Below are 12,452 nucleotides of genomic sequence, written 5' to 3'. Positions count from 1 at the left end.
CAGCGAACAAATAATGCCGTCCCAGGTTTGAACATGAGCTGATTGGCTCCATGCATAGTCCAGCTTGGCTAGGCCAAGCAAAATAGACACACTTGCGGAGGACAATAAGAGAATGGCCAAGACATACAACGCTGGCGTGAAGGATTATCGCGAAACCTATTGGATGCCCGATTACACGCCCAAGGACACCGACATCCTCGCCTGTTTCAAGATCACTCCGCAGACGGGTGTGCCGCGCGAGGAAGCGGCCGCCGCTGTCGCCGCCGAGTCCTCGACCGGCACCTGGACGACGGTTTGGACCGATCTGCTCACCGACCTCGACTATTACAAAGGCCGCGCCTATGCCATCGAGGACGTGCCTGGCAACGACGAGGCCTTCTACGCCTTCATCGCCTACCCGATCGATCTCTTCGAGGAAGGATCGGTGGTCAACGTCTTCACCTCGCTGGTCGGTAACGTGTTCGGCTTCAAGGCGGTGCGCGCACTGCGTCTCGAGGACGTGCGCTTCCCGATCGCCTACGTCATGACCTGCAACGGCCCGCCGCACGGCATCCAGGTCGAGCGCGACATCATGAACAAGTACGGCCGTCCGCTGCTCGGCTGCACCATCAAGCCCAAGCTGGGCCTTTCTGCGAAGAACTACGGGCGCGCGGTCTACGAGTGTCTGCGCGGCGGTCTCGATTTCACCAAGGACGACGAGAACGTCAATTCGCAGCCCTTCATGCGCTGGCGTCAACGCTTCGATTTCGTCATGGAGGCTATCGACAAGGCCGAGCGCGAGACCGGCGAGCGCAAGGGTCACTATCTGAACGTGACCGCGCCGACCCCGGAGGAGATGTACAAGCGTGCCGAGTACGCCAAGGAGATCGGCGCACCCATCATTATGCACGACTACATCACCGGCGGCTTCTGCGCCAACACGGGTTTGGCCCAGTGGTGCCGCGACAACGGTCTGCTGTTGCACATCCACCGCGCCATGCACGCCGTGCTCGATCGCAATCCGAACCACGGCATCCACTTCCGGGTGCTGACCAAGATCCTGCGTCTGTCGGGCGGCGACCATCTGCACACCGGAACCGTGGTCGGCAAGCTGGAGGGCGACCGCGAATCGACCCTGGGCTGGATCGATCTGCTGCGCGAGCAGTACATCAAGGAGGACCGCAAGCGCGGCATCTTCTTCGATCAGGACTGGGGCGCTATGCCCGGCGCTTTCGCGGTGGCCTCCGGCGGCATCCACGTCTGGCACATGCCGGCACTGGTGACCATCTTCGGTGACGATGCCGTGCTGCAGTTCGGCGGCGGCACCCTGGGCCACCCCTGGGGCAACGCGGCCGGCGCCGCAGCCAACCGTGTCGCGCTGGAGGCTTGCGTCGAGGCCCGCAACCAAGGCGTCGCCATCGAAAAGGAAGGCAAAGAGGTGCTACTCAAGGCCGCCGCCTCCAGCCCGGAACTCAAGATCGCGATGGAGACCTGGAAGGAGATCAAGTTCGAGTTCGACACCGTCGACAAGCTCGACGTGGCTCATAAGTAAGAGTCGAACCGCAAAGGCGCAAAGGACGCGAAGATGTCTTATCGAGTGTCCTATGCGCCCAGCGATCGACCAGCGCTATATCTCCATAGAACTAGTTTCAGCCGCGTAGACACGATAGATAGATCGCTTCAAACCCTTTGCGACCTTTGCGTCTTTGCGGTTCAAAATTGAGAGAGGACACCATGAGCGAAATGCAGGATTACAGTTCCAGTCTCGAAGACGTGAACAGCCGTAAGTTCGAGACCTTCTCCTATCTACCGGCCATGGATGCCGAGCGCATCCGCAAGCAGGTCGAGTACATCGTCGGCAAGGGCTGGAATCCGGCCATCGAGCACACCGAGCCGGAGAATGCCTTCGACCACTTCTGGTACATGTGGAAGCTGCCGCTGTTCGGCGAGACCGACGTCGAGACCATCCTGGCCGAGGCCGAGGCCTGCCACAAGGCGCATCCCGAGAATCACGTGCGTCTGATCGGCTACGACAACTACGCCCAGTCCAAGGGCGCCGAGATGGTGGTCTATCGCGGCAAGCCGGTCTGATCCGCGGCATCCGCATCCGCACTTGAGCCCGATGAGCCCTGTCGGGTTGGGAGGATCTCGCCATCTTCTCCCGCCGACGGGGCTCTTGGTTGGTGTCGCCGCCAGCCTGGAGCATCACTGAACAGACAAGGATCAAGAGCATGCAAGACATCGACCGCGACCAGTATCTGGTTAAGAGCGAACCCTACTACCATCCGGTCCACCAGGAGGTGGATCTCTACCGCGCCGCCTACGAGGCGCGCATGCCGGTCATGCTCAAGGGACCGACCGGCTGCGGCAAGACCCGCTTCGTCGAATACATGGCCTGGACGCTTGGCAAGCCGCTTATCACCGTGGCCTGCAACGAGGACATGACCGCCTCCGACCTGGTCGGACGCTTCCTGCTCGACATCAACGGCACCAAATGGCAGGACGGTCCCCTGACCGTCGCCGCACGCATCGGCGCCATCTGCTATCTCGACGAGGTGGTCGAGGCGCGCCAGGACACCACGGTCGTCATCCATCCCCTGACCGACCATCGTCGTAACCTGCCGCTGGAGAAGAAGGGCGAGATCGTGGAGGCCCACCCGGACTTCCAGATCGTCATCTCCTACAACCCCGGCTATCAGAGCCTGATGAAGGACCTGAAACAGTCCACCAAGCAGCGCTTCGGCGCGCTCGACTTCGACTACCCGACTGCCGCGATCGAGACCGAGATCGTCACTCACGAGGGCGGTGTGGACAAGGCGACCGCCGAGAAGCTGGTCCAGATCGCCCACCGCAGCCGCAACCTCAAGGGCCACGGACTCGACGAGGGCATGTCGACCCGACTGCTGGTCTACGCCGCGCAACTCATCGGCAAGGGCATCGACCCCCAGTCCGCCGCCCAGATGGCCCTGGTCGGTCCCCTAACGGACGACCCGGATATGCGCGATACCCTGGATGCAGCGGTGAATACCTATTTTTAGCTGTCAGCCGCCAGCGATCAGCTTCCAGCGGAGGGAAACGGAACGCGATGAGGGATTATCGAAAGCTGGGTGTTTGGGAAAAGTCGCATGTGCTGGCGCTGGATATTTACAAGGCGACGGGAGGGTTTCCGGACGCCGAGCGATTTGGGCTGTTGGCTCAGATGCGGCGCTGCGCCGTTTCCGTGCCCTCGAACATCGCCGAAGGCTGCGGAAGGGGAACCGACGCGGATTTTGCCCGCTTCGTCAGAATCGCTGCGGGTTCCGCCAACGAGCTCGAATACCAATGTTTGCTATCCAGAGACCTCAGCTATCTCTCAGAGGATCAAGCCGATGCGCTAATGGCGCGCTGCTCGGAGGTGCGCAGAATGTTGTCTGGACTGCTCTCCAAGCTCTGTCAATCGGCATGAGGCGTCGTTCGCGGCCGCTCGCTTTCTCTGGCTGGAAGCTGGACGCTGGAAGCTGGAGGCCTTCACAATGACCATCGACTTCAGCGAATACCTCACCTGCCTCAAAGCCGATCCGGAGCACGAGCACGCTCAGGCGCTGGAGTCGAGCTATCAGGAGGCGGCGCGGGTGATGTCTCCGCGCGGGTTGGATCACTATCTGACCGGTATCCGCGCCATGTGCGGACTGAACAAGGGCAGCGAGCTGGTGATGACCTACGTTCAGGAGATGCCGGGCGTGGTCAAGGAGATCGGCGAGGACATCATCCCCGACATCGTCAGCTCGCTCATGAAGCTGTCCTCGCACACCTCGGGGACCGTGCTCATCCTCATGATGGCCAACATGCCGCTCGCGGCGAGCCGGCTCGGCGACGTCGAGGTGATGCGCGGTTATCTGAATCTGCTGCATCAGCTCGCCGGCAAGGCGCCGCGCGGTCTGCGGCCGATGATGGAGAACATGGACGAGCTGCTCTCCAAGCTGACCCTGGGCGGTCTGCGCCGCTGGGCGCTGTGGGGCGCCCAGGCCCATGCCCGCGACCTGGACGGTCAGCTCGCCTATTTCGGGCTCAAGACCGAGTCCTCGCGCTCGGTGCTGCAGAAGGAGCGGCGCGGCACCCTCTTCGTCGACAACCAGCGCAAGCTCAACTTCTATCTGCGTGCGCTCTGGGCGCGGGCCTTCTTCATGCGTCCGACCTCGGGCGACTACGAGTCGCGCACCGGGCTCAAGCCCTTCATTGAGGACTTTCAGATCCATCTGCCGGATGCCTTCGACGCCTGGCGCGGCATCTCGGGCGTCGAGCTTTACCGCGCCGCCGCCGCGCACTGCGCCGCGCACATGGTCTATACCACCCAGCCCATGAGCGCCGAGCAGTTGAACCCCGTTCAGCGGATTTTCATCGAGCTGTTCGAGGACGCCCGTGTCGAGGCGCTGGCGATCCGCGACTTTCCGGGCATCAAGAAGCTCTGGCTCCAATTCTTCACCGCGTCCCCGGAACAGGGCGAAAGCGTCGAGCTGCATCCCATGCTCGATCTCATGGTGCGTCTCGCCCGCGCCCTATTGGACGCGGACTACCGCGACCCAGAGCCCCTGATCGAGGAATCCGCAGTCGCCTTTCGCGCCGCCCTGGCCGAGCGTGCCGAGGACAACCGCATCAGCTGGCTGGCGGGCGTCGACTTCTACAACCGTGCGATCCAGGACGTGGCCGTTCCCAGTCTGCGCATTTTGGAGGATTGGCCGATCCCCTACCGCGACGACAACGATTATGTCTGGGATTTCGACGGGAACCGCTTCCTTTCGCATGGGGTGGACTATCTGCCGGCCAGCCAGCAGCAGGTGCGGCGCAAGGTCAATGTCATGGAGATGGTCAACGAACTCGACTGCGAGCTGGCCGGCGACGATGCCCAGGAGATCTGGACGCTCTCCACCCCCTTCTGGCTCGACCAGGAGGGCTGCACCATCAACGAGCTGGAGGGCAAGGAGCCGATCTCCGATCCCTTCCACTATCAGGAATGGGACTACCAGGTACAGCTCCACCGCCCGGACTGGGCGACCATCGTCGAGCGGCGTCAGGGGCGGGGCGACCCGGAGACGATGGACGAGATCCTCACCAAGCACAAACCGGTCGCGAGCCGCATCCGCCATCTGATCGATGCGCTCCAACCCCAGGGCATCGTCCGCCGGCGCGGCTACGAGGAGGGCGAGGAGCTGGATCTCAACGCCGCCGTGCGCGCCATGATCGACATCCGGCGCGGTGTCATGCCCGATCCGCGCATCAATATCCGCATCACCCGGCATGTGCGCGATCTCTCGATCGTTGTGCTGATGGATCTGTCGCAGTCCACCAACGACAAGGTCGGCGTCAAGGAGGGCGAGCCCGGCTACGCCGAGGCACCGAGCATCCTCGATCTCACCCGCGAGTCCACCGGCCTGCTGGCCTGGGCCATCGATTCCATCGGCGACAACTTCGCCGTCCACGGCTTTGCCTCCGACGGTCGGCACGACGTCCAGTATTACCGTTTCAAGGACTTCAACCAGCCCTATGACGACGACGCCAAGTCGCGCATGGCCGGCATGAAGGGCGGGCTCTCCACCCGCATGGGCGCTGCGCTCCGCCACGCCGGCTGGCACCTGGACCAGCAGCCGGCCCAGAAGCGCCTGGTGCTGCTCATCACGGACGGCGAACCCGCCGACATCGACGAGCGCGACCCGCAATATCTCCGCCACGACGCCAAGAAGGCCGTCGAGGATCTGCGCATGAAGGGCATCCACACCTACTGTCTGACGCTCGACCCCGAGGCCGACCGCTATGTCGCCCGCATCTTCGGAGAGAACGGTTACTCGGTCGTCGATCGGGTGGAGCGGCTACCGGAGCGCTTGCCGGCGGTGTTTGCAGCCTTGACCGGCTGATGCTGCTGCCAGCGGGTCGCTCGCGATGAGGTGACGGGCGGACCTGCGTGCAGGTGTGTCTCCTGCCGTCATTGGGGCCTCGTCGAGGGTGTGCGGTCAAGCGGTCGCCCTTCGAGACCCTATTCCGTCGCCCGTTTCCAGCGATTTTCCACCGGCATTCCTGGATGCTTCGCGCATATGATCTGCGCGATCGCGAGACCTGATACCCTGACGTTTCACTCTAGTCAGTGACACCGGCTCACTGACCGATTTGCGCTCAACGCGGTTGGCTGATGAACAAGCTTTTCGACATCCTGGCATACGACAATTGGGACCTCTTGCTGGGAGCATTGCTGGTCGTGCTCTTTGGACGGCTCGTTGCCTGGATGCTCGGCGGTAAGTCCGGGAGTCCGCGCTTTCCGCGTATCGTTGCCCTGATCGATCTGGTCCTGCTGCCGTACGCGTTCCTCGTCGGTGGGGCGCTGGTCCGACTGGCCGCGCATCTGCTCGACATCTCTGGGGTGGACGATTCCATCCGTTCGCTGACCCTGCTGCTGGCCTATCTATCCGCTGGATGGGCGCTGGCGCGCCTCATCGAGGTCGTGTGGCTCGATCGTGCCGACGAGGAACTATCCGAGCGGATTCCCAAGCTCGTGACCGGTCTCATCTACGTCGCCATGATGGTGCTTGGAGGCGCGATCTATCTATGGCAACGCGGCTACTCCTTCACCGGTATCTGGGTCTCGACCGGCGTTGCGGCGGCGGTTCTTGGTTTGGCGTTGCAGAAGACGCTGGGCGACCTTTTCTCCGGCGTGGCCCTGGGAATCGAGCGACCGTTTCGGCTCGGCGACTGGGTGGAGTTGACCAACGGGACCATCGGGCAGGTGGTCGACATGAACTGGCGTGCGACCTGGCTGCGGGGCTGGGACAACTCGACCCACATCATCCCCAACTCACAGATGGCGGGGCAGATGATCAAGAATCTGCACGACGTGCAGCATCTCTATGCACCTTGGTACTTCATTAAGCTCCCCCCCGAGGTGGATCCGCGCTTCGCCACTGCGCTCATGTTGGAGGCGGCCCTGCGCTGTGAGAACGTGCTCAAGTTTCCTTACCCGGTGGTGCGTCTCGCCGACGCCACGACCGTTCCCTATTCCTACATGGTCTGGGTGCATCTGAAGAACTATCCGACGATGTTCCGTGCCCGCGAGGAGCTTTTTCGCGAGATCCATCGCGGGCTGCAGGCGGCGGGCATTGAGGCCGCTCCGGAGGTGCACGAGATCCGCACCCGTCGCGCCCAGGTCACTCAGGCTGAGCCGCCGAGCCTGCTGCTGGCGCTTCAGAGTCTCGATCTCTCGGGTTTCCTGACCGCAGAGGAGCTGGAGCGGTTGGCTTCGCGCGCCGCATTCTGTCAGTTCGACAGCGGTCGCGTCATCCTGGCGGAGGGCGTGCAGAGCGAGGCCTTCTACGTGGTCACAGCCGGGCTGATCGAGGCGGCGGTCACGCTCTTCGATCGCACCCGCAAGGTCACCGAAACCCTGGGGCCGGGAAAATACTTCGGCATCACCTCGATGCTCACGACGGATCCCTCCTTCCTGGAATACACGGCCAAGAGCGACGTAAACCTGATTCGCATCGATCTCGAATGCGTTCGCGGCCTGCTCTCCGAACGGCCCGAACTTTCCGAGCGTCTAGCCGAGGTCGTCAAGGAACGTCTGGACGCCGCCGAAGCCGCCCGCTTCGCCAGCCGCCAGCCCGCCCGAAGCCTCAGCATGCGCGACATCCGCGAGCGCATCGAAGGTCTGGTCTTACGCCCCTCGCGCCGACATCGCGGTCGCTGGACACCCATGCCCTGATTTCCAGCCTCCACCAACACCCCGCGAACACCCCGGTAGGGCGGAATAGCGCAGCGTATTCCGCCGAATGGAAGTCAGCACCCATGCCGACCAAGCCTTGCCATCACATACCGCACCCAAGAACCGCCTCCCTTTGTCTCGACCGTTCTTTCAAACCAACGCATCCAGCGGACTCTGCACCCCCTTGCCGCCGCGATTCAGCACATGCGTATAGATCATGGTGGTCGATACATCCGCGTGCCCGAGCAATTCCTGCACCGTGCGGATGTCATATCCCGCCTGAAGCACATGGGTCGCGAAGCTGTGGCGCAGTGTATGGGGCCCGACCCGCTTCGTGATCCCGGCCGCCTGGGCTGCCCGATTGACGGCCTTCTGCAGTGCCGATTCGTGCAGGTGATGGCGCCGCGTAACGCCGCTACGTGGATCGGTGGAGAGACGTCCGCTCGGAAAGACATACTGCCAACGCCAATCTCGGGCCGCGTTCGGGTATTTCCGCTCCAGCGCATCCGGTAGGTACACCTCGCCGAATTCCTCCGCCAGGTCGGCTTCATGCAGCACCTTCACGCGCACCAGATGGTCCCTCAGAGCATCCTGTGTGCGTTCTGGCAAAGGAACCACGCGATCCTTGTTTCCTTTGGCGTTGCGGACCAGGATCTGGCCGTATCCGAAATCGATGTCCTGCACACGCAACCGGACGCATTCCATCAGCCGCATTCCGGTGCCATAGAGCAGCGAGCCCATCAGTCGATGAACACCGTCGAGTTGGCTCAGAAGCGTCGTGACTTCGGCATGGGTCAGCACCGTCGGTAAACGCCGAGGGCGCTTGGCGCGTACAAACTCTTCCAGTGCGAGATCTTCGCGCCCGAGGACGTTGCGATAGAGAAAAACCAGGGCATTGAGCGCCAGATTCTGGGTACTCGCGGCCACACGCCGATCGACCGCCAGATGCTCCAGGAAACGGGCGATTTGATTGGCGCCCAATTCGGACGGGTCCCGATTCCCGCTGAAGGCGATATAGCGCAGCATCCAATGGACATAGGTTTGTTCGGTGCGGATCGCCATCCCACGGACTCGAATCGCCTTGACGACTCGGTCCAGCAGGGCCGAATGCGCTTTGCGGATCTCAGCGAGGGAGTAGGTTGTGTCATCGGCATCCGAGTTCGACGTCACTGAGACCACCTCATAATCTCGGGCCAGCGTCGGATGGTTCTGCTCCAGCAGCCGAGCCGATGCCCGCCACTGTTCCCAGTCGACCTGTCCAAGCCATTCGACCCCCGCGAGCTCGAAGAGAATCCGTATAGCATCGACCGCTTGGCGAAACTGCCAATCCTTCAGCTCGGTCTTCTTTCCCAGATTCGCAAGATATTGCTCTACATCGGCGGGCGTCTGCTCCACCAGCTTCCTATCAGGAAAGGCTGCGATGTACTGCTCCGCACGTCGCACCATCCAGCGGTCGAACGGCGGCTTAATCCCTGATTTATGGACTTTTTCCACGTACCGGTGCTAAAACGACCGCACCTTATCCTTATAGGTTGACGGGTTTTTATCCATGGCCTAATCTCGGCTTGTGTACGCGTGGTTAGACGGGGCAGGGTGTTGCAGGGGATGTGAGGTGGTCGTATTGTGTGCGTGAATCATAGTCATACTAGACAGAATCTGTCTAGTACAGAAATTAGAGAATCCGTCTAGCGCAATAATTACTGATTCTGTCTAATCAACTGTTAGAATTTCAGGGGCGGCATGAATAGATTTCCAATAGAACTGGTTGAAATTGGATTTCACGATCCTGATGCCTTATTGGAGGCAATATCATTTACCAATGAAAACCAGAATTACTTTTCATTTTCCATGCTAACCGATGCAAGGTTTATAGATTATCAACCGGAAAATACCGTTTTTTATAATACAAAAGAAATTTACAGACTAATTGATTGCGTATTCAAAGACTTGAAAGGATTTCATAACCTGACAATTGGTGTTGTTGATAAACGTTTAGATGGAGAGAAATGGGGGAACCTCTTTGGTTCAATGCAGACAAATGAAAACGGAAGACTAACGGGGAAGGTCATAACATCCATCCACGGAGTAGAGAGATTAATTGCCCCAGTACCACTTCATGTTTATTATTGCTTTGAATTGCTGAGTTTTTCAATTAGATTTATTGTTGGAAAGGGAATGATTCATGATGGTGAGCGAGGCTGTTTGTTTCACAGAAAAGTAATCAAATCTGATATTGTTGAAACCATTGAGTCGGGTTATATATCTTTGGATAGCTTAAAGACCATTAACAAATATCTTGAGTTTGAACAGATTCAATACATCCAAAGTATGCTAATCAAGCTTGCAAATATCGCAAGAACGGGATGTTCAATACATGAGATTAATAAAGAAAATAGAGGAAAAGCATCTATGTCTCTTGATAAGTCAACACCCGTCTTTATCAGCTATAGTCATGCTGATACAGAATGGTTAAAGAGGTTGCAAATTCATTTAAAACCATTTGAGCGTAAGGGAATGATATCGCCGTGGGATGATACGAAAATTAAACCGGGGATGAAATGGAAAGAGCAAATTATACAAGCACTAAATGCATCTAAGATTGCTATATTATTGGTTAGCGCTGATTTTTTAGCTTCTGATTTTATCGTAGATAATGAACTTCCGCCATTGTTGGCTTCTGCTAAACGACATGGAACGACTATAGTTCCTGTTATATTGAAGCCATGTTCATTCGCCGAATCCGAGTTGGGAGTATTTCAGTCAGCAAATCCTCCATCTAAACCAGTCATTAATATGACCGAAGCGGAGCAAGAAGAATTGTTTTTTAAAATCGCTAGGACTACAAATGAAGCTGTCAGCAAATGAAATTCTAACAAAAGCCTCAAGCCGACCGCCCAAAGCGCCGCTCGCTTCGCTCGCGCCGCTTTGGGCGGTCGGCTTGAGGCTTACGTTAGACTCTAAGTATCCATACACACATATCGTAACTGCTAAACAACTAATATGAAGTAGTCTGGGAAAAGCAAATGATAAATGTAGAAGAGACAGACGAGCTATGTTTTTTGGTTCAAGTATCTGAGGAATCATCTAGAAGTTTATTGCGCGAAATCCCAATGAAGAATGTAAATATTCGCAGACAAGCTCTTGGAGCTAGCAATTTAGGTCTGCCACTCGAGGTAATTGTCACCGCCTTGGCTGCAAGTCCAGTGCTTGTTCAACTGATCAAAAGTATAGAGGCCCTAGCCAAAAGAAATAACGTTAAGAAAATTGAAGTTAAAAATAATGGCAGCACATTTATGGAAGGATTTTCAAAAGACGAGATTATAGAGATTATAGAAAAATTGGAGAAACAAAGAATAGTAGGAAATAGAGATGCCGATGACACCGAATGAAACCAAGCACTGGCTTCCTCGTCCTAAGGGAGACGAAAAATCTTTCGCGGATCTTTTAGGCGGCCATAACACGTCAATAGAGCTAGCTATTTTCGAAGACGTGACTCACCCGGGTCTTATCCAGTTTCTAATTGAAAGGGACACCTATTCGAAGTGGAAGTCATCATCAAAGGGAGGGTTTAAGCAGACATTTATAGAAGTCAATAGTTACGATCCATTTGCAGTTTACGCTCCACTAGAAAGCAGTGAATGTATCGGTATGTCTCATGGAATGCGTCTTTTAATAAATCGAACAGCTCATCTTTCGACATTATTGATGACAACAGGAAAGGAAGCGGAAATTGCGGATAATGATATACGGCTATTAATAGAAAGAGTATTGAATCGTGATTATGGGGTACAGAAATCTAAAGATTTTGCCGGCTATGATCTAATTCGGAGACCATGGGAAGATTCTGATTTTGAATATGAATTTAACTCAAGCAGTGCAGATGAATACCATTATTTATGCAGCGTATTGACATATTTTGTTCTAGATCATGAACGAAATCATGCGCTTAGCGGAGACGGAGGCATTATAGGGTTTGAGCGAAGTGGGCAGTATATTGGAGATGTAAAAAGTAATGTAGGAACCGAAGAAGCATTGCGAGAACTCAATTGGTGTTTAGAGTTGAGCGCTGATTGGCATGGTGTAATTAAAATTTTGGTTAATTTGCAAAATGAAGCATTCCGTAATGTTCTTACTATGGGCAACCAGTATTACTGCAATCCAAAAAGAATGATAGCGGCATTCCTTCTTGGCGTGGCTTTACTAATACAGTTACTATATTTGGATACATGGCTTAAGCTAAATAAAGAAATTTTTGGGTTATTTTTTGTTGAAAAAGAGCCGCAAAAATTATTTAGCGAAGATGCAATATTGAAAGCCGTCAAATCTAAACAAGAAGATCTTGCGCTAATGCACCCTTATGGGCATTTTAGAATGCTTGGTGTGCTTTTTGCGATTACCTCATCTGGAGCGGCAACATATTTGGGTAAAGAGTTCCCTTACGAGATAGTTGAATTTCCGCTTCACTGTTTAACAAGATTGGCACTTATTGAGGCGCATTTTAAAAAGAGCTTGGGGACTATGGGTGTAAGCCCATCTCATTACACACATCTTCATAAGTCATGAGATTCTTTGGCGTATTTGATCCCGGCTGCCACGTCTCTGATGCGCTGCAGTCCGAGCCAAATGCTCTTCACACCAGGCTCGCCATCGCCCTTGCGTCCGAGAAATCCGCCCTGGCGGGCGATCAAGCGCAACACCTCGTTGAGTCGCGGAGACTGCTTGGGCACGGGCTTCTTGGCCAGAATGTAGG

11 protein-coding genes are annotated in these 12,452 nt (G+C 56.6%); 9 read left to right on the top strand and 2 right to left on the bottom strand.

The window, feature by feature from the left end:
- Positions 1-112: 112 nt before the first annotated feature.
- The 6 genes from THIDRDRAFT_RS00040 (at position 113) to THIDRDRAFT_RS00015 (ending at position 7,702) form a co-directional block, all read left to right on the top strand.
- A complete protein-coding gene (locus THIDRDRAFT_RS00040) occupies positions 113-1,531 on the top strand; it encodes a form I ribulose bisphosphate carboxylase large subunit (RefSeq protein WP_007038726.1) in 1,419 nt (472 codons plus the stop codon).
- Between the two features lie 182 nt (positions 1,532-1,713).
- Positions 1,714-2,070 carry a ribulose bisphosphate carboxylase small subunit gene (locus THIDRDRAFT_RS00035; RefSeq protein WP_007038725.1) on the top strand — a complete coding sequence of 119 codons (357 nt, stop codon included), beginning with the start codon at positions 1,714-1,716 and terminating at the stop codon, positions 2,068-2,070.
- Positions 2,071-2,210: 140 nt separating this feature from the next.
- Positions 2,211-3,017 (top strand): CbbQ/NirQ/NorQ/GpvN family protein, encoded by an 807-nt coding sequence (locus THIDRDRAFT_RS00030; RefSeq protein WP_007038724.1) that lies wholly within the window; start codon positions 2,211-2,213, stop codon positions 3,015-3,017.
- Positions 3,018-3,064: 47 nt separating this feature from the next.
- On the top strand, positions 3,065-3,424 hold the full coding sequence (locus THIDRDRAFT_RS00025) for a four helix bundle protein (protein ID WP_007038723.1): 360 nt from the start codon (positions 3,065-3,067) through the stop codon (positions 3,422-3,424).
- Positions 3,425-3,491: 67 nt separating this feature from the next.
- Positions 3,492-5,867 (top strand): nitric oxide reductase activation protein NorD, encoded by a 2,376-nt coding sequence (locus THIDRDRAFT_RS00020; RefSeq protein ID WP_007038722.1) that lies wholly within the window; start codon positions 3,492-3,494, stop codon positions 5,865-5,867.
- Between the two features lie 272 nt (positions 5,868-6,139).
- A complete protein-coding gene (locus tag THIDRDRAFT_RS00015) occupies positions 6,140-7,702 on the top strand; it encodes a mechanosensitive ion channel domain-containing protein (protein WP_007038721.1) in 1,563 nt (520 codons plus the stop codon).
- Between the two features lie 150 nt (positions 7,703-7,852).
- Here the strand turns inward: THIDRDRAFT_RS00015 and THIDRDRAFT_RS00010 are convergent, their stop codons facing one another.
- Positions 7,853-9,148 carry an integron integrase gene (locus THIDRDRAFT_RS00010; protein WP_007038720.1) on the bottom strand — a complete coding sequence of 432 codons (1,296 nt, stop codon included), beginning with the start codon at positions 9,146-9,148 and terminating at the stop codon, positions 7,853-7,855.
- A gap of 294 nt (positions 9,149-9,442) precedes the next feature.
- Here THIDRDRAFT_RS00010 and THIDRDRAFT_RS24310 point away from each other — a divergent pair, with 294 nt between their 5' ends.
- The 3 genes from THIDRDRAFT_RS24310 (at position 9,443) to THIDRDRAFT_RS25400 (ending at position 12,265) form a co-directional block, all read left to right on the top strand.
- Complete coding sequence (locus THIDRDRAFT_RS24310) at positions 9,443-10,567, top strand: toll/interleukin-1 receptor domain-containing protein (RefSeq protein WP_007038719.1); 1,125 nt, start codon at positions 9,443-9,445, stop codon at positions 10,565-10,567.
- 158 nt (positions 10,568-10,725) lie between these two features.
- Positions 10,726-11,091 (top strand): hypothetical protein, encoded by a 366-nt coding sequence (locus THIDRDRAFT_RS25405; RefSeq protein WP_139058570.1) that lies wholly within the window; start codon positions 10,726-10,728, stop codon positions 11,089-11,091.
- A complete protein-coding gene (locus THIDRDRAFT_RS25400) occupies positions 11,072-12,265 on the top strand; it encodes a hypothetical protein (RefSeq protein ID WP_007038718.1) in 1,194 nt (397 codons plus the stop codon). Before THIDRDRAFT_RS25405 ends, THIDRDRAFT_RS25400 begins: the two co-directional genes overlap by 20 nt.
- On the opposite strand, the gene THIDRDRAFT_RS00005 is transcribed toward THIDRDRAFT_RS25400, so the two are convergent.
- On the bottom strand, positions 12,253-12,452 hold a 200-nt coding region (locus THIDRDRAFT_RS00005), incomplete at its 5' end, for an IS4 family transposase (RefSeq protein WP_007038717.1). The genes THIDRDRAFT_RS25400 and THIDRDRAFT_RS00005 overlap by 13 nt on opposite strands.

This window comes from Thiorhodococcus drewsii AZ1, from assembly GCF_000224065.1.
Taxonomy (GTDB): Bacteria; Pseudomonadota; Gammaproteobacteria; order Chromatiales; family Chromatiaceae; genus Imhoffiella; species Imhoffiella drewsii.
The sequence above is the reverse complement of the archived record's forward strand: the minus strand, read 5'-3'. Positions and strand labels throughout refer to the sequence as shown.